At 32.6% G+C, this 19320-nt stretch carries 16 protein-coding genes; 5 read left to right on the top strand and 11 right to left on the bottom strand.

Translation table 11 applies throughout. From position 1 onward, the window contains the following. Nucleotides 1-172: 172 nt before the first annotated feature. Both ACMHJ2_RS05035 and cphA read right to left on the bottom strand, forming a co-directional pair. Complete coding sequence (locus ACMHJ2_RS05035; protein ID WP_413511866.1) at nt 173-1768, bottom strand: FMN-binding glutamate synthase family protein; 1596 nt, start codon at nt 1766-1768, stop codon at nt 173-175. A gap of 190 nt (nt 1769-1958) precedes the next feature. Continuing rightward, nucleotides 1959-4568 (bottom strand): cyanophycin synthetase, encoded by a 2610-nt coding sequence (gene cphA / locus ACMHJ2_RS05040; RefSeq protein WP_413511867.1) that lies wholly within the window; start codon nt 4566-4568, stop codon nt 1959-1961. Nucleotides 4569-4710: 142 nt separating this feature from the next. On the opposite strand from cphA, the gene ACMHJ2_RS05045 reads away from it, so the two are divergent. Together ACMHJ2_RS05045 and ACMHJ2_RS05050 are read left to right on the top strand one after the other, a co-directional pair. Next, nucleotides 4711-5589, top strand: a complete 879-nt coding sequence (locus ACMHJ2_RS05045; protein ID WP_413511868.1) for a cyanophycinase — start codon at nt 4711-4713, stop codon at nt 5587-5589. A 14-nt stretch (nt 5590-5603) separates the two neighbouring features. Further along, on the top strand, nt 5604-6452 hold the full coding sequence (locus ACMHJ2_RS05050; protein WP_413511869.1) for an isoaspartyl peptidase/L-asparaginase: 849 nt from the start codon (nt 5604-5606) through the stop codon (nt 6450-6452). Nucleotides 6453-6712: 260 nt separating this feature from the next. Here the strand turns inward: ACMHJ2_RS05050 and ACMHJ2_RS05055 are convergent, their stop codons facing one another. The 9 genes from ACMHJ2_RS05055 to ACMHJ2_RS05095 all read right to left on the bottom strand — a co-directional run bounded on the left by ACMHJ2_RS05055 (nt 6713) and on the right by ACMHJ2_RS05095 (nt 15089). Then, on the bottom strand, nt 6713-6946 hold the full coding sequence (locus ACMHJ2_RS05055) for a hypothetical protein (RefSeq protein WP_413511870.1): 234 nt from the start codon (nt 6944-6946) through the stop codon (nt 6713-6715). A gap of 453 nt (nt 6947-7399) precedes the next feature. Continuing rightward, nucleotides 7400-8896: an acyl-CoA dehydrogenase family protein gene (locus ACMHJ2_RS05060; protein ID WP_413511871.1), complete on the bottom strand. Its 1497-nt coding sequence runs from the start codon at nt 8894-8896 to the stop codon at nt 7400-7402. Between the two features lie 417 nt (nt 8897-9313). Further along, the gene (locus ACMHJ2_RS05065) at nt 9314-9511 is read right to left on the bottom strand and encodes a hypothetical protein (RefSeq protein ID WP_413511872.1); all 198 of its coding nucleotides are present in this window, start codon (nt 9509-9511) and stop codon (nt 9314-9316) included. A 1175-nt stretch (nt 9512-10686) separates the two neighbouring features. Further along, nucleotides 10687-11256, bottom strand: a complete 570-nt coding sequence (locus ACMHJ2_RS05070) for a helix-turn-helix domain-containing protein (protein ID WP_413511873.1) — start codon at nt 11254-11256, stop codon at nt 10687-10689. 410 nt (nt 11257-11666) lie between these two features. Continuing rightward, on the bottom strand, nt 11667-11888 hold the full coding sequence (locus tag ACMHJ2_RS05075; RefSeq protein ID WP_413511874.1) for a hypothetical protein: 222 nt from the start codon (nt 11886-11888) through the stop codon (nt 11667-11669). A 463-nt stretch (nt 11889-12351) separates the two neighbouring features. After that, nucleotides 12352-12570, bottom strand: a complete 219-nt coding sequence (locus ACMHJ2_RS05080) for a hypothetical protein (protein ID WP_413511875.1) — start codon at nt 12568-12570, stop codon at nt 12352-12354. A gap of 476 nt (nt 12571-13046) precedes the next feature. Beyond that, nucleotides 13047-13577 carry a hypothetical protein gene (locus ACMHJ2_RS05085; protein ID WP_413511876.1) on the bottom strand — a complete coding sequence of 177 codons (531 nt, stop codon included), beginning with the start codon at nt 13575-13577 and terminating at the stop codon, nt 13047-13049. Nucleotides 13578-13604: 27 nt separating this feature from the next. Continuing rightward, complete coding sequence (locus tag ACMHJ2_RS05090; RefSeq protein WP_413511877.1) at nt 13605-13796, bottom strand: cold-shock protein; 192 nt, start codon at nt 13794-13796, stop codon at nt 13605-13607. Nucleotides 13797-13976: 180 nt separating this feature from the next. Further along, entirely contained in the window at nt 13977-15089 is a 1113-nt protein-coding gene (locus ACMHJ2_RS05095; RefSeq protein WP_413511878.1) for a DEAD/DEAH box helicase, read from the bottom strand. Nucleotides 15090-16051: 962 nt separating this feature from the next. Here ACMHJ2_RS05095 and ACMHJ2_RS05100 point away from each other — a divergent pair. The 3 genes from ACMHJ2_RS05100 to ACMHJ2_RS05110 all read left to right on the top strand — a co-directional run bounded on the left by ACMHJ2_RS05100 (nt 16052) and on the right by ACMHJ2_RS05110 (nt 19205). Beyond that, complete coding sequence (locus tag ACMHJ2_RS05100; RefSeq protein ID WP_413511879.1) at nt 16052-16702, top strand: hypothetical protein; 651 nt, start codon at nt 16052-16054, stop codon at nt 16700-16702. A gap of 324 nt (nt 16703-17026) precedes the next feature. Then, a complete protein-coding gene (locus ACMHJ2_RS05105; protein WP_413511880.1) occupies nt 17027-17563 on the top strand; it encodes a hypothetical protein in 537 nt (178 codons plus the stop codon). Then, entirely contained in the window at nt 17556-19205 is a 1650-nt protein-coding gene (locus tag ACMHJ2_RS05110) for a lectin-like domain-containing protein (RefSeq protein ID WP_413511881.1), read from the top strand. Before ACMHJ2_RS05105 ends, ACMHJ2_RS05110 begins: the two co-directional genes overlap by 8 nt. Nucleotides 19206-19320 lie beyond the last annotated feature (115 nt).

A 19320-nucleotide genomic window follows, 5' to 3' on the forward strand; every position in this document is an offset into this window, starting at 1 on the left:
TACTAATAGAAACAATTTGCTTTGAATAAACAATACTCAAATTGTCAAAAAGTATATCCTTTCCTTCTCTGCTAAAGACTATTTAACTTGATGAAATAAGATTACATCCTACAAAAAACAAAGAGGCTATCTAAAAAAGTTAGCCTCTTATATTATTTTATATTACTGATCTTTAATTTGAAATCCCCCATCGATTCATATTTGCATATGCAAAATCTTTTTTATATCTCTCTGGAATTTCTCCTAAAAGCAAAGTTCCTACTTCTAGAGAAGGAAAAATTTCTTCATAAGTCAGCATATCGTTCAATGAAACACGTCTATAAATATGATTTCGAGTGATATTTTTCATATCATCCAGTCCTGAAGCGCCTAATAATTCTACAAAACTCTCAATTGTGCCTTTATGATAATTAGCCATTCGCGTTTTTTTATCTGCAATATCCAAGCCTATGGTTAGCTTAGGATCTTGAGTAGCAATTCCAGTAGGACATCGGTTCGTGTTGCATAAAAGAGTTTGGATACACCCAATAGCAAGCATCATGGCTCTAGCTGAATTGCAAGTATCTGCTCCTAAAGCCATTGCACGTGCGATATGAAAGGAGGAAGTTACTTTTCCTGAAGCGATTATCTTAATGTGTTGACGAATCCCCATTCCAGTCAAAATATTATGTACAAAAGCTAGTCCGTCTAACATTGGTGCGCCAACATAATTAGAAAACTCTTGCGGTGCAGCTCCTGTTCCTCCCTCTCCACCGTCTACAGCGATAAAATCCGGATAAGTATCTAAGTGAACCATCGCCTTACAAATAGAAATAAACTCTGCTTTGTGCCCTATACACAGTTTAAAACCTATTGGCTTACCACCTGATAAATTTCTTAGTTCTTTAATAAACTCGACTAATTCCAAAGGTGAATTAAAGGCAGAATGATAAGGTGGAGAAGCAACAATCGTATTAGGTTTCACATGTCTTATTTGAGCGATTTCCGCTGTGTTTTTAGAAGCGGGAAGTATTCCTCCATGACCTGGTTTAGCACCTTGTGAAATCTTAAGTTCTATCATTTTAACGGCAGGTAATTTAGCTTTTTCGGCAAATAATTTAGCTTCAAAATTTCCATGTTCATCTCTACATCCAAAATACCCAGTACCAATCTGCCAAATCAAGTCTCCTCCGTTTTTCAAATGATAAGGGCTTATCCCTCCTTCACCCGTATTATGTGCAAAATTACCTAATTTTGCACCGCCATTCATCGCTTCCACTGCTTGCGCACTTAAAGAACCGAAACTCATCGCTGAAATATTGAGAATACTTGCTGAATAGGGTTGTTTACAGTCTTTATTACCAAACATTACCCGAGGATTGTGATTTAATTTATCAAAAGCTTTTGGAGCAATCGAATGACAAATCCATTCATAGCCTTCTGCATAAACGTCTAATTGTGTTCCAAATGGAATAGTTTCCAACTCTTTTTTAGCGCGTTGATAAATAGTTGCCCGGTCGATGCGACTAATAGGCTTACCATCAGTGTCTGATTCAATAAAATACTGATACATCTTAGGTCGAAGTTCTTCCATCACATAGCGAAGTCGACCAAAAACTGGATAAATACGCCTTAGTGTATGTTTTTTTTGATACATATCCTGGTATCCCATAACTACAAATATGAGAACAATTATAAAAAAAATGCTCCAATTCCTATTTAAAAATAGAGAAAGTAGAAGCATTACAATTAATAATAAAGTTGAAAAAATGACAAATTGTTTACGCATATGCTTACTTGTTTTTGAACCGTAATTTGTACTAGAAAAATCGGTTTATTATTAAATATCCATTTATATATTTTGAACAAATTGTACTACTATTTAGACAAAGTAGACCAGTGAAACTTTTGATTATAACTAATCTTGTATTTTACTGATATTATCAAAGTTACTGATTTTTTCTTGTCCTTAAAGAATTCTATTTATCATTTTCAAGATAGGACTGAACAAGATTGATTGCATTTGATACAACATCACTTAAAGCTACTATGTAATTTCCTTCTTTTGCAATAGAAAGCGCCTGTTTAATAGCTTCAACTTCTTGTGGAATTATCTCATAAGTCACTTGTTTTTCTACACTTGTTATTCCTATTAATAACAGTTGTATAATCTCTTCTTCCGTTCTTCCTCCTAGATTATTTTCTTGACGAATAATAATATGATCAAACATTCGTGCTGCAATTTTACCACATTTAACGATATCCTGATCTCGTCGATCTCCTACTCCTGCTATTATCCCAATTTTCCTAGAGGCTTCAATAAAAGTTAAATAGTCTTCAATAGCTAAGTATCCCGCAACATTGTGAGCGAAATCAATCATGATTTTAAACTTTTTAAATTCAAAAACATTCATTCTTCCCGGAGTTTGAGTGGCGCTAGGAATAAAAGTTTGCAGTGACATTCTGATATTTGCTGGTTCAAATCCATATAAATAACTAGCTAAGGTAGCTGCTAAAACATTTTGTATCATGAATTTTGCTTTTCCCTGCATAGTAAGTGGAACATTATGGACTTTTTCAATTCTAATTTTCCAATGCTCTTTTTTAATGGTTATATATTCATTTTCGTAAACAGCAACTATTTCGCCTCTTTTCAAGCATGCTTCGACAATAGGGCTATTTTCATCTAATGAAAAATAAGCAACTTGACAGTCCAGTGTTGGTGCAATCTTCATACAATAGGGATCATCTGCATTTAAAATAGCCCAGCCCTCTCTTTTTACACTTTCAACCACAACCGCTTTTACTTTTGCTAAATCAGCCAACGTATGAATATCATCTAAATCTAAGTGATCTTCTTTGATATTTGTAATAATAGCAATATCACAACTGGTAAACCCTAATCCTGCGCGTAAAATACCTCCTCTAGCTGTCTCTACTATAGCAAACTCTACCGTTGGATCTCGCAGTACGTACTGCGCACTAGTAGGACCAGTGGTATCTCCTTTTTCCATTAGTTGATGATCGATGTATATTCCATCAGATGTTGTAAAACCTACTTTAATGCCCTGACTTTTTACAATATGAGCTAGTAAACGAGTGGTGGTGGTTTTTCCATTGGTTCCTGTTACTGCGAGTATGGGAATCCTAGATTCTTTTCCTGAAGGATATAACATATCCAATACAGGTGCTGCTACATTACGTGGTATTCCTTCACTAGGAGCCAAATGCATTCTAAATCCAGGTGCTGCATTTACTTCTAAAACCACTCCCCCATTTTCTTTTATAGGCGTTGTAAGATCAACAGCCACTATATCAATTCCACAAATATCTAATCCGATGACTCTTGCAATCCTTTCTGCAAGTAAAATGTTTTCAGGATGGATTTGATCCGTTACATCTATGGCAGTTCCTCCTGTACTTAAATTAGCCGTCGATTTTAAATCAACTCGTATTTTATCCTCAACAATAGCATCTAGCTGAAACCCTCTTTTTGACAAAAGATTCAGCGTATCGCGATCTATTTCTATCTTAGTTAAAACATTCTCATGACCATTTCCACGTAAAGAATCTTTATTTGCTAGCTCTATTAGCTCTTCTATTGTACAAACTCCATCACCAACAATGTGGGCAGGAACTCTTTTTGAAGCAGCTACAACTTTGTTATTGATAACTAAAATTCTAAAATCATAACCTGAAATAAACTGCTCAACGATAACTCTTTCACTACATTTCTGTGCATGTATCAACGCTTGGTTGGCTGATACAACATCTAGAATATTTATAGAGGCACCTTTTCCCTGATTTCCATCAAAAGGCTTTATTACTATAGGATATCCGATTTTATCAATCAGTTGTTTAAGTTGATCTTGATTGGTACAAACTCCACCATCTGCAACAGGTATAGAGGATTGTTTGAGCATCAATTTTGTCTTTTCTTTATCACATGCTAAATCTACAGCGATGTGATTCGTTTTACAGGTTATGGTTGCTTGAATGCGCATTTGATTAACTCCATATCCCAACTGAATTAACGATTGATTGTCTAATCGTATCCATGGAATTTTTCTCATTTTTGCTTCTTCTACAATACTCAGAGTAGAAGGTCCTAAAGTAAAACGCTGGGAAATTTGCTTTATCTTTTGAATTGCTAAATCCAAGTCATAAGCAACTCCATCAACTAGTGCTTGGGCAATTTCTACTGCTGCTTTAGCAGCAAATACACCTGCATTTTCTTCATCATAATCAAACACAACATGGTAAGTACCGGAAACTCTAGTTTCTCTAGTTCTGCCGAACCCCGTTTGCATACCTGCTAAAGATTGAATTTCAATTGCTATATGTTCAACCACATGTCCCATCCAAGTACCCGTATTTACTCTACTAAAAAAACCCCCTGGAGTTCCTTCAGAGCATCGGTGACTATATAATGAAGGTAATAATGCTTTAATTCGCTCTAAGAACCCTTCAATTACATCGGTGGGTCTTTGTTCTAATTCCTCAATATTTAATCGCATTTGAATGAGTTTAACTCTTCTATTACTCCAAAGGTTAGGACCTCTTAAAATTGATATTTTTTCTATAATCATACTTCTTACTTTATTTTTATCAAGTTACTATTAAATAAGCACTACTATTATTTTAATTAAAAAAATTATTAATAAATTATGACAATTATTTAACTTAATAATGATAATAATTGATTAAATTACAAAATCAATAATTTTAATTATGAGTATTAAAGGAAAATTAATTATCGCTGGTGGAAGCATAGATGTAGGAAATTCTATAGCCAATGAAAAAGAAATAAAAGAAGTAAACAGGAATTATTTTTACAAATATGGTATTCTGAAAAATATTATAGAAGAATCTAAAAACAAGGAAGAATCTCGAATTGAAATTATAACCACTGCCTCCAAAATACCAAAAGAAGTAAGTGAGATGTATATACGTGCTTTTAAACTTCTTGGGGCTACAAACGTTGCTCATCTACCTATCAATAGCAGAATAGAAGCGAATGACCCTACTAATTTACAACGGCTCACCCAAGCAAACGCAGTGTTATTTACGGGAGGAGATCAATTGCTATTAACTTCTGTAATAGGTGGAACTCCATTTCAACAAATCTTATTGGATAAATACCATCATGAAGAGTTTTTATATGCTGGTACCTCTGCAGGAGCCGCGGCAGTCTCATCTAATATGATTTATCAAGGAAATAGCTCGGATGCTTTTTTAAAAGGTTTGGTAGAACTAAATAGTGGTTTAGGTCTGATTGATTCTATCATTGTTGATACTCATTTTATTCAACGAGGTAGAATCGGTCGATTATTCCAAGTTGTTGTTGGCAATCCCATGAAAATAGGTATAGGTTTAGGCGAGGATACGGGTTTAATAATTACGGATAACAATGACACCATGATTGCCATTGGTTCAGGTAGCATTATACTTGTGGATGGACGGCAAATTACAGATACCAATCTAACGCAAGTAGATATTGGGAAGCCTATATCCATTAGTCATTTAATTACTCATGTTATGACTCAAAATGATGTTTTTTACTTTAAAAAAAATAAAATAATTATAAAGAATTCACAGTATAATAACTAATAGAAATAAGTAGCATGAAATTAATTATACATGGTGGTTTCTTTTCAGAATCACATACCAATGACAAAACAAAGAGTCAAAAACAAGAGGCGTTGAAACGCATTATTCATCAAGGTTTTCAATACTTGCAAAATCACACTTCTATTCAAACTGTTGTGTATGTAGTTAGTCTTTTAGAAAATGATCCGCTTTTTAACGCTGGGACAGGTTCTCAGATACAAGCGGATGGAATTATACGAATGAGTGCTGCATTAATGGATGGAAGTACGTTAAAAATGGCTGGTGTAATTAATATTGAAAATGTAAAAAATCCAATTTTAGTAGCAGAAAAATTAATGTCGTATGAGGATAAAATACTTGGTGGAACTGGAGCTATTGAATTTGCAAGAACTCATCATTTCCCTTTTTTTAATCCACAAATTAAACAACGCAAAGAGGAGTTTGATAAAAAGAAGGAAAACAAGGATAAAAATAGAACAAGTACCGTAGGATGCGTTTGTATAGACCATTTAGGTAAAATTGCAACGGCAACCTCTACTGGAGGTAAAGGATATGAAATACCAGGAAGAATCTCTGATTCTGCAACAGTAGCAGGAAATTATGCCAATGCCCATTGTGGAGTTAGTTTAACTGGAATTGGGGAGGATATTGTAAGCCTTGCTATGGCAGCAAAAATCGCAACACGAGTTAGTGATGGAATGACTTTAGCTCATGCGTTTGAGAAAAGCTTCCTGGATCTGAAACAAATACAAGGATTAGCTGGAGCCATAGGAATTGATTGCAAGGGAAATATATATCATCAAGAATCACACCCAACAATGGTATATGCTAGCTATGATGGAATTATATTGGATAGTTTCTAAACGATTTTAATAGCTCAATATCTTTATTTATCATAACGAAAAAGAACTAAAAGATACTATACAAAAAACGGAAGTGAATTTAATAAATGCTTTTTAAAAGTTTATCGCCTTCTTTAATTTATTCAACTTAATTCAAAAAACCACTTAATCTTTGCTCGATTCAGGTGGTTTTTTGAAGAAGCAACAAATCAGTACTAAAGTTTTCTTTATTTTGGTTAAGAATGCATACTTTTAAAATTGGTTGTTTTATTTATGTCAAATTAAAGTCTAGTACTCATCCTTTTACCCGTTTCTCTGATTGCTTGTTCTGTACAGGCTTGTGCCTTTGTATTACTTTCTACGGCTTTTTCAACTAATCCATCCTCATAATGTCTAACCGCATCTAAATGATATTTTACAGCTGATTCTAAATGACCAGCCGCCTCACGATGACTTTTGATTTCTTTTTCTGAGTTCATAACTGGGGGTTTGTTTTTTTTATCGTTCTTTTCCATCTATTTCATATATTATTTTGTAGTTTCATTACTACCTTATAAAGGTTGTGTTTATTGATTAACAAAGTGTTACATAACAAATAGTAGAGATTACATCATTCACACATTTTCTCTATTATTTTTTTTTTAGCCTTGCGTTTCTTAAAAAAAGTTGGGGTTAACCCCATAACTTTCTTAAAATGGGCTGTACTATTGCCATTTAATCCAGATAAAATATCAGATAAATTTAATTCATCATAGATTAACCGTTCTTTCACTCACTCATTCTTGTGAACGATGCCAAATTGCTTTATTGGTAGTACCCGTAGCCTCAAACAATATCGTAACCAAATCGCTTATAATTCTAAATGAGTTGTTTACCTATCTCATCTGATTTTTTTATTTTTAAATCCGCTATACCCCTGTAAATCTCGTTTCAATTATTCAATATATAAACTTGATATCGTAGTTTTGTTAAAAAATAGTCCAATCTGAATTCGTTTCATAATCTAAAATTGGATTTACATTATTTTTCGTATTAAATTGACCGTGAAAAGCAGCCAAATCAGAAAGAACACTTTGACGTGTAATTTCTATAAGTTGCGTATTAAAACCATCTAGTTGTAGGACAAATTGAAAGCTAATAACACAAGCTATCATTTTACCAATAAGTATTAAATTTCGCTGCTTTACTGTATTATCAATATTCAAATCTAATTGAGATGTAAAAAAATCAGCACTAAATTTCGTACGTTCATACCCTTTTAAAAAACGATATAGATTCGTTTCTTTGGTTTTTCGCATTAATTTTAATATTCCCTCCGCAATTTGTGTATACAGCATTTCGTTTGATCCTTCAAAAATTTGGAAAGGTCTACAATCAACCAAAGATCGTCCAGTAATATGGTCTAATCGATATCCATTAGCTCCAGCTAATTGCAAACTAATTTGGGCTGATTCTTGCATTAAATCTGTAACTACAGCTTTCAGTACGTTAGCTTCAATACTCATCAAAGCCACGTCTTTGTCAATTCCACTTGCCTCCACACTAAAGATACACATACCTGAACACAGCGTATAAGCGGCTTGGATTTTTGCAATTTGATTTTTAACGGAATCGATTGTCAGCAGAGGTATTCCCCCTACTTGTCTTTCTTGACAATGTGCTACGGACTCATCTAAAAGTCTTTTGATAAACCCTAGCCCCATACCTGGAAATTGAAGCCTACTACGATGCAGCGTATCAAGCATTAATCTAATTCCTGTAGTTTCAACCGTTAATTTTTGTTCCTTAGGAACAGCAATATCAATTTCATTGATACCATAAGGAATGGCATACAGTCCCAGACTATTATATCGGTGAGTCATAGGAATATGTTGATGTTCTTTGTTATTTTCAGAAACAAAAAAGTCAATATCTCTTGCCAATCCTCCATTTGACTTGCTCTCTCTGGCCGTTACAAGCCAAAAATCAGCCGCACCACTTAATCCTTGCCAGTGTTTTTGTCCTTTAATATAGTACATACCCTGTTTTTGTTGAAAAGCTGTTTTCATATTCAAGGCATCACTTCCGTGTGCTTTTTCGGTAATCATTAATCCGCCCATAGCCTTGTTTTCTATAAACTGTTTAAATACCCTTTGCTGAACAGCCGGTTGTCCATACTTAGCTAAAGGCTCCAAAAAAAGAGCGATATTAATTCCAAGCATCAGCGAAAGAGGTAAAGACTCGTAAGCGGCGGCGGCGAGTATTTGCAGACATTCTTTTACTTTCACTCCTCTACCACCGTACTTTTTAGGAATAGCTACAGACAAGGGTTTTTGATCCATAATTTCCTCAACTAATTCAGCAGGAAAATCACGGGTAAGCCCCATAGTATTACCATTGTATTTTTCGCGAAACAGATACTTCAATCGTTTCTTGAACTCTTCTATATAAATACTAAAATCAATATTTTCTATTATTGCATTCATTTCTATTATCTTTTTTCCTTTAAAATTTTTTAATTGCTTGAAAGTCATAACCCCATGACCTTAAAAACCAGCAAATGGAGAGTAATCCTAAAGTCTAGTTACTATCAAACCACCCCCATACCAAGCTTAATAACCTGATAATGAAATAAATATGATAGTTTAGATTAAATGTAAAACAAATCGTGCCTCACAAAAAACTGATTATCCTATGTTCTTCTATACTCCGAAGGTGTGATTTCCACATTCTTTTTGAGAAGACATGCAAAAGAGGAAGAAGCTATAAAATCAACAATAAAAAACCACCTGACAACAAAAATCAGGTGGTTTTAGAAAGAAGCAACAAATCGCTAATAAAGTTTTCTTTATCTCGGTAAGAGAATTAATGCTATTAAAATTTGATATTTTATTTACTTCTGATTAAAGTCTAGTACGTATATTTTTACCCGTTTCACTGATTGCTTGTTCTGTACAGGCTTGTGCCTTTGTATTACTTTCTACAGCTCTTTCAACTAATCCATCCTCATAATGTCTAGCAGCATCTAAATGGTATTTTATAGCAGATTCTAAATGACCAGCGGCTTCGCGATGATTTTTGATTTCATTCTCTGAATTCATAACTAAGGATTTGTTCCTTTCATCTTTTTTATCCATGTTCCTTATGTATTATCTTGTAGCTTCATTACTACCTTACAAAGGTTGTTATAATTGATAGACAAAGTGTTACACAATAATAATTATCTGTTACATCATTCACACATCTTCTCGATTCATTCATTTTTTATCCTTGAGTCTCTTAAAAAGATGTCGGTATTAAACCAGTGATTTTTTTAAATTGAGTAGATAAATAGACGACACTACTGTAATTAAGTTTATATGAAATCTTAGATAAATTTAATTCATCATACTTTCAAGTGCTCAAGCTTGTGAACGATATCTACTTATTCTCTTGTAGTACCAGTAAACCATTTAGTTGCCAGACAAATTCAGCACTAAAACTCGCTCATTCATACACTTTTAAAAACGAAATAGGTATGTTCCTTTGGCATTTCGCATCCATTTTAATATCCCCGCCGCAATTTGTGTATATAGCATTTCGTTTGATCCTTCAAAAATTTGGAAAGAGCTACAATCGTCCAAAGATCGTCCAACAATATTGCAAATAGATCTAATTTCACTGCTCCTATCAACTAGGTATCACAAGAGATTAACTTAATTTTACTTTGTGCAGCAAAATCAATTTCTAGAAAAATAAAACATTGACAATTATATTCTAAAGCATTTTAATTCAACTCAATACAGAATTGTTTTTTTTAATTCATACTTTAATTTGATTTTTATCCATAAAAAAAACCACCTGACGACGACAAATATCAAGTGGTTTAATAAAGAAGCAATAATCAGTACTAAAGTTTCCTTCTTTTATTTCGGTTAAGAATTGATAGTATTAAAATTTGATATTTTATTTAGACCTTACCAGAGTTTAGTACGCCCCTTTTTATCAGTTTCAGTGCTTTCTTGTTCTCTACAAGCTTGTGCCTTAGTATTACTTTCTACCGCTTTTTCAACTCATCCCAATTTATAATGTTTAGCAACATCTAAATGATATTTTACAGCTGATTCCAAATAACCTACCACTTCACGATGACTCTTTATTTCATTTTCTGAACTCCTAGCAAAGTCTCAGTTTTTTTCATCTTTCTTGTCCATATCTTTTATTTTGTAGTTTTACTACTACAACACAAAGATGATACTTATTGCTTATCAAAGTATTATACAATAATCATTATCTATTACATCATTCGCACATCTTCGCGATTTATTCTTTTTTTATCTTTTAGTTTTTTAAAAAAGGTAGAGGTTAAACCTGTAACCTTTTTAAATTGAGCAGATAAATGTGCTACACTACTATAGTTAAGTTTATATGCAATCTCAGATAAATTTAATTCATCATAAATCAGAAGTTCTTTTACTCGTTCAATCTTGTGAACAATACCAAATTGTTCTATTGTAGTACCTGTGGACTCAGAAAATATATTAGCTAGATAGGTATAATCATAATTTAGTTGTTGACTTATGTAATCTGATTTTTTTATTTTTAAAACCTCTATATCCTCATACACCATTTCAATTACTACTTTTTTAATTTTCTCAATCAAAATAGCTCTTTTACTCTCCATGAGTTCTAAACCTGTTTGAAGTAAAGCCTTTTTTAATTGCGTAAACTCTTCATTGGTAAGTTTTTGTTTTAATTCTATTTCGCCAAGATCCACACTACCATAAATGATTCCGAGTTTATCTAACTCCATCTTCACTATCATCTTACAACGAAAACTCACCATGTACTTTATGAAAATCTTCATACTTAAGAACTTTTTACTTAAAGATAACCTAAAGAATTGATTAACTGATGTTAATACTCTAAAAAAGCAAATTGAAATATTTTTAAATTTAAAACAAAGAGGAAGATCTATGTGAATCTTCCTCTTTTAGCAAAACGCTAATTATTTAAATCTCACAGAGAGATTCCTTTAAAAAAAGTTTTTATAGCAGCTTATACGAATAAAAAAAAATGATAGATACCAGGGTAAGGATATCTAAAAAATACTTTTGGTTACTCAATACTCGCACCTGTTTTCTTCTCTTCGTTTTTATACCATATTCATTAAACCCATTTCCCTTCTATATTTATTTTTGACAGCAATAAATTAGGCTTTTTATTTTAAACCCAATCAACAAATTATCATCCTCCTATTCAGTTTACTATTTGTTCTCAATTTTTGTTCTCAATTTTTGAATTACATTCCACAGCCTTATTAGTACTATCTTGTGCTTTTGCGTTGCACTCAATGGCTTTATCAATATCTCCATTTTCAAAATACCTAGCTGCATCAAAGTGATACTTTACAGCTAATTCCAAATGATTGACCGCTAGATTGTGATTAAGTATCGCTTGTTCCATTATCTTTTGGTCCTTTTGTTTTTTTGTACCCATTTTGCTTATCTTAAATAACAATATTTATATAACTTAAAGATCCGTTTTAATATCAAAAATGTTTTACATAATAATTGATATAAATTATATCTTTCACACATTAAAACATACTGCCAATAACTTCCTTTAATAAAAAATACTGTTTTATTCAAATTATCAAAGCTGTTTTTGTATCAAAAATTCTCTTTCTATAGGCTGTCGAATTAAATTCCGTTATTTTTTAACTGATAAGATAAACAAACTATAGTACAATAGCAAAGCTTATAAGCAATCCTATTTACTATTCTGACACCCCATTTCAATTCTAACAAAATCTATCGATAGTATCTCCAATGTACTTTGAACAAGTCGAATGCACCGTATACAAATCAAATTTTTTACCTCACTATCCTTAATTTATGGAAATAAAGTGAACCCTAAAGTGCACTTACAGTTATATTAAAGTGTTTTTAGAATAAAATAATTACACTTTACTCTGTTTTTCATATTTATTGATTAAATCAATCACTTCTGAGCGTTTTTTATTAATTTTCTTCTCAAGACGATTTATTAAATCATTCTCTTTTCCCACCTCATATTTCAAATCAACGTCTGTCAATTGCGAAAATTGCTCTTTTAACTTTTTTGACGATTCATCCCAATTTGAAATTTTAACTCCTTCCAATCTTTGATTATTATCCATAATAAAGAATTTTATTATAGCTTAATTACTATTAGGTAAATGTAGATTTTCTAGGCCACCTGGATTTATATAATACTAATAAATGTTTACATACTACAGCTAGTTTCCAAAATTCTATCACCTCGTTTTCTTACAAGAAAAACTACGCTAATTCAAATACCTCAATTTCCTTATCTATTTTAGTTGCCTTGATTAATTCATAAGCAAAAGCTCCACCTAGTAAAGGATTCTTAACTAAGCATCAAAACTGATAGCCAATTGTTGTTTATGCGTATCATATTCTTACAGGTACGTGTGTTTCAAATCCACTTCGTTTAAAAGTGCTTGTAGTATTTCTTTATAAAAGTTAGGGTTCACATACAGTGTGGCATCATTTGGCTTAAGATGAGCGTTTTTATCAAGTGCTACATAGTATTGTTGATAGACTTCTCCATTTCTATAAGTAGCAATAACCTGTGCTTTTTTTGCCTTCACTTTCAGCAGTATTTCAACCGCATTTGCATTGCCAGGATCAAGGGATAGTAAAGTCTGATAACGCTGAAGGGCATTATTCCAGTCCCCCTCTCTATATAAGATTTCCCAAGACTATCAGACAAGTCTACGTTCTTTGGCAATAAAGTAATACCATAGCAAAAAAACTTACTAGCCGTCTTTGGGTTTTTCTTATTCTTTAACCATTCATATCCTAGGCTCACAATATCACCTCCTACATCCATTTGTTCCAAGTTAGATTCCGTATACTTTTGCTTCGAAATAAGCTCTTCTATAGCTAAAGTAGGGTATTCTGCATCATTGTATTTTACATAGTGCTTATAGCCCAAGGATTCCTTTGGAAACAAATCAGCAATCATCGTTTTGTGATTGCCTTTTTGTAATTCCTGCATTAAATCTATTTCAACCGATTGCGCAAAATCATTAAAAAGATATACGCGTATTTTTAAGGCATTTAAATCATAGATTACCCCCTTTACCGAAAAAAAAGGCATAAAAAAAGGGAGATATACCATATCCCCCTTTCTTTATACTAAAAAAAATTATTTTCTTTTAACATTGACAGCCATTAGGCCTTTTTGTCCACGTTCAATATCGAAAATAACTTGGTCATTTTCACTAATATTATCTAATAATCCTGTAGTATGTACAAAAATATCTTCTCCACCATTTGCTTGAGAAATAAATCCAAAACCTTTGGATTCATTAAAAAATTTCACTGTACCTTCTTGCATAGCGCTTCTTATTTAATTGATTTATATTTACTTATTTATAGTACACTTTTGTTTTTTAAGTGTATTTTTTTTATTCTTTGGAAGAAAATGCGGCTACTTTCGTTAGAAAATAAATAGCACCTCAACTAGTATTCTTTTATTTTTTCTGATTTTTTAAAACTCCGTTGTCAAAAAACACATTTAATTTGACATTACAGGAATAGTAAACCCGATTAGTTTTTCAATCTTCTTCAAGTCTTTTTTCTCTTCCGTATCACAAAAAGAAACGGCAACTCCCTCTACTCCAGCACGCCCCGTTCTTCCTATTCGGTGAACATAACTTTCTGGTATATGAGGCAATTCATAATTTACAACATGTGGTAATTCTTCTATATCGATACCTCTCGCTGCTATATCTGTAGCGATAAGTACGCGTATGCGATTATTTTTGAAATCAGTCAGGGCTTTCTGTCTTGCATTTTGTGATTTATTTCCGTGAATTGCAGCGGTATATATCCCCATACTTGCTAGTTTTTTCACTAATTTATCTGCGCCATATTTAGTACGTGCAAAAACCAATGAACGCTTTATAGAAGTATCCTTTAAGATAGTAACAAGCAAATTTAGCTTTTCATCTTTTTCAACAAAATAGATTGACTGTTTGATCGTCTTTGCTGTAGACGAAATAGGAGCTACATTAATTTCCTTCGGATTTTTCACGAAATGTAGTGCCAACTTCTTTATTTCTGGCGGCATAGTCGCTGAAAAAAACAACGTTTGTCTTTTGGGAGGAATTTTTGCAAATATTTTTTTCACATCGTTTACAAACCCCATATCCAACATACGATCTGCCTCATCCAGTACGACAATCTCTATTTGATTGAGTTCTAAACAATTTTGCTTGAGTAGATCCAACAATCGTCCAGGGGTAGCAATTAATATATCTACGCCTCGATTCAATTGAACTACTTGTTTTTTCTGTGGTACTCCACCAAAAATAGCTAAATGTTTGAGCTGTAAAAATTGACTATATGTCTTGAAATTTTCATTAATCTGAATAGCTAATTCTCTTGTAGGTGTAAGAATCAACGAGCGTATTGCCTTTTTTGAAGTGGCTTTTTGATTCAACAATTGCAAAATAGGTATTGCAAATGAAGCTGTCTTACCTGTTCCTGTTTGTGCGCATCCAATTACATCATGTCCTTGTAATATAGGAGGAATTGCTTGCGTTTGTATCGCAGTGGGTGTATTATATCCAACCTGATCGATTGCGTTCAGGATAGGTTGTATTATATTTAAATCTTTAAAATTCATAGTAATTTGACTAGAAAGTCCGTATTTATAAACTCCAATAAATAATTTCGAAATAATCCGGAGTAATTAGATTATACGATATATTTTCTTCTCTATTAAACCCAAAAACTCATGCTTACAGAGAAAGAAATTGCAAAACTCACGCTCACTTTGATTTTATTTTTACTAAAATATTTCATAAAACAGACCTAATAAAAGGTTTTTAAATAGGTTGATTACTATTTTAATATAAACTTTTTTTAAATAAAACTATCCATTTCCCGTATAATCGCTATACGCAGAAGAAGCTAAAATTAAATAAAGAGTGATTGTAAATAAGGCAACTGAAAAAGCAAAAACTGAGAAAGAAAAAATGTTTTTGACTATTTTCAGATAAGGCAGAAGGCAGAAGCCTGTATGTAAATTCTTTGCAAATATACATTAATTTATTTGATTTCTATAAAAATATTTTTCACAAACAAATTAAAACAGATTATTTCAATCAATCAACTCAAATACCCCCTGTGTTTATACCAATATTAATTTCTCAAACTTAGTGCAAAACTATACTAAATTTACTTTGAATATTGTATTTTTTAAGTAAAAAACACAATATAAAAAATGAATAATCAACGTTAATTAGTACTAAAAACACTAAGAATAGATTACTAAAAGCCTCAATAAAGTAAAATTAACGACTCTTTCAACCAAACTGCGTTGTTTTTTTAGAACGTATTCAAAAATACACAAAACAAACATTAACATTATATTTTTACTTTTGGCATAGAATTAGTTAACACTTTAAATTGATTCCACACTAAACTTTAAACCAATAAAAAAATAGGAATAACAGCTAAGTGGAAAATGAGAATCAAATCAATATACACAAGTTATTTTAATACCCAAATTAGCTAAATACTAAACATTATATATACCTTTGTGAATATTTAATACGAACATTATTAATTTATAAGACTAAAAACATGAGATTACTAAATCTATCTGGAAGTTTACTTTTTATCCTTATTTGCTCAACAGTTCATGGTCAAGTAACGATAGGAAGCTCCAAACCCGCGGTTGAAGGAGCAATACTTGATTTGAAAGAGTTTGAACCCAATAGTCAAGGCCAGGATTTAAGTACAGCAAGAAAAGGCTTGTTATTACCCAGAATGGTGCTCCAAAAACAAACGAGCCTAGGCCCAATCATAGCTGAAACAGATCCTAATTTAGTTAATCAAAAAGAGGCTCATATAGGACTCGTTGTTTTTCATCTAGGCGGAAATAATATGGAAGCTGGTCCAGTAGTTTGGGATGGAGAACAATGGGCTTCCTTAAAAAATGCAGAAAGTACTGCGCCAACCTGGTTTTATATGCCTGGCTTTCCTATTGACATATCGGATATAAGCCTGAAAAAAGTTAATCTGTATGATGAATATAGAAGACAGTTTTCATCTATTCCTGACTATGATTTGATTGCTCCTGGAAAATTAAAATTTGTAATTACGGGATATGATGAAGATTCATTTAGATCTGCCTCAATTAATCCTACTACACAAGAATTAGAGTATCAAGCGTTGCCCGCTTTTATCAGTTCTAAATCTTACATAAATATTATTTGCGTAGTCCTACCTTAAATCTAAAATAGATCAAACGACAAATCGCGAGCTTACGATTGATCTTAAAATAGAAATATTCCCTGAAAGAAACAGTGACTAACTATCACTTTCCATGCTAATTTTAAGGATATAAATTCAATATCCTCTGGGATTTAAAGACTAACAACAAACCTCAAATTGAGAACTTTTTTTTAAAGTACGAGACAAAATTTAGACCTAACATAAATTTTCCTTTTTAGACGCTATACTCTAAGTCGTTTCGATTGGAATTTAAAACCAAACTACACCTAACATTCAGAATCTCAAATTTGATATTTATTAGGCGTATTAAAATAATAAACAATGATACATAGATCTTTACTTACAATTGGGTTTATTCTACTATATGCGCCATTAACCTTTGCGCAACAGACAAATTTTGGCGCGGTGTATAACCAAAGTACAGCCCAAGAAAAGATTGTAGATAATGTATCTACATCCGGAAAAACGATATTTATTCCCTTCCCTGAAGGAGAGATTACTACTGAAAGACGCAATGCGTTATCCAATCACAACATAGACCTTAGTAGCTTTAAGTTTATGAAATTACACGAAGACTTAAATAGGCTACTACCACCTTCCAATCCTTATGAATATGCCACAAGCCAAGGAACCTATAGCTATGAACCTACCTTAGGTAAAGTGTCTTTTTCGCCCAATTCGAATATAAGTATAGCAGAAGAGGATATTTACTTTGAGGTAAAATATATGGACACAGATAGAAATGGAACTCCTATATCTGGAGAATCTAAATCTATGATTTCTAAAGTTACAATGAAATTTACTCGACTTTGGGAAAAATTCATAATTGTAAATGCTAATCCGATTAAATATGAGTAACAATATAATTAAAATACAAACACATATAATAAAAGTATGCCTTTCACTCCTTATTCTCACAATTGGCATACATGATGTATTTGCACAAAAATCAACTTTCCCCTATTTCACGGATGGCACTAAAAAAGCTGAATTTGAAATAATGGCTGGAGGAAGTAGAGCTCCTGTATTCAATGACCTAGGCGTTCTTTTAACTGAAGCAACAGCAAGCCAAGCCAATGGTGTTTATTTAAAAAATCTAGAGTTTTTTTCTAAGCTTGGTTATATCATATCCTTCGAGTATGCAATGTCTGGCGCAGGGCATAGTCAATTGGGATATGCAGATGGAATGACTATGGTTTTATTTGATGCAACCGTAGAGAATCCAAAAGTAGGTACTTATGGCTCTGGGTTGGGGTATTCAGCCAGCTACAACAAGCAAAATGGTTTTTCAAAAGGCTATTTAGCTGTTGCCTTAGATTACTTTGGTGGATTCCATGGTAGAGATTCAGATAGAAGCCCCCGTAATGGAGTTTATACAGCCTATAAATATGATGAAATGACCAATTATTATTTTGATTCTCCTAAAAGTTTTCTTACTGTAAGAGGTCCCTATGATAAAGATAACTTAACCAAAGGGTATCCTGTATTAACAGCGGTATCAACTGCAGAACGCCAACGCAATACACCAGAATTTTTAGCTAATGTCACGCTTAATAACAAAGAAAGTGATAGAGGAACACCCACTTTTGGGAAATATGTATATACAGAAGATCGTTCTATAATGGGCTTTTCCATACGTGGAGGAATTGACAATCCACAACCCAATCAAAGTAGTTACCGTAAAGTTACAGCAAGTATCTATGCTGCAAAAGATGATGCAGGTGAAAGAGTCTTTTACATTACAGTAGAAATACAACATGGCGCATCAAAAACAGTAGTACTTAAAGATTTTATCTTCCAATCAGAACAAAATGTTCCCTTGGTTTATGATGAAATATTAAATAGCTATCCTAATAGCCCATATGACGATGCCCCCTATAATCTAAATTTTACAACACCAGAAAAATTCAAACTAGCCTTCACAGCAGCAACGGGTAGTGGTTATCAAAGACATTATATCCGTAATATTAGAGTAGACCTTCCTTTTGCGGCTGTAACAGAAGAAGATATTCTTGAAAATGCCTGCTACGAATGTGGATCAAGAGTTAATATTCATATCAATGACTATGGTTATGGTACCAATCAATATGACCCAGATATCCCACCTGAAAAAAGCAATCGTTTTCTAGATCCTGATACCTTTAGATTTATGGAATATAATCCTTCTACTGGAGGATATAAACCTACGCCAAGTGCATTTGAACATAGTATTCCAGGTGAAGGAACCTACAGATATATCAATAGAGGAGACGAAACTAGTTTTGTTCAATTTATTCCAGATATTGACAAACTCAATTCTGGCACGAACTTCCCAACGACTTCTACGCTATTTTATGACATAAAAAATCGAAAAGCTGATGATGCTAATATAAATTGGGGTATTAATATTTCAGAAGAAATTTATCGATCTAATGTATCTCCAATAACAATAAAATTCAATCCAGCAGCCCCTAAACCACAGAAATATATTATAATTAATAATAGTTATCAAGGAGAATAATACATTCATCCTAAGAGAATACGATACAAATTCGTTTTAATTTGAGAAGATAGCTATTGCTTAGCTATCTTCTCTTTTTTATATCTATACATCCGAAGTCGCGATGCACTATACC

This window comes from Myroides odoratus, from assembly GCF_965118575.1.
Classification (GTDB): domain Bacteria; phylum Bacteroidota; class Bacteroidia; order Flavobacteriales; family Flavobacteriaceae; genus Flavobacterium; species Flavobacterium odoratum_B.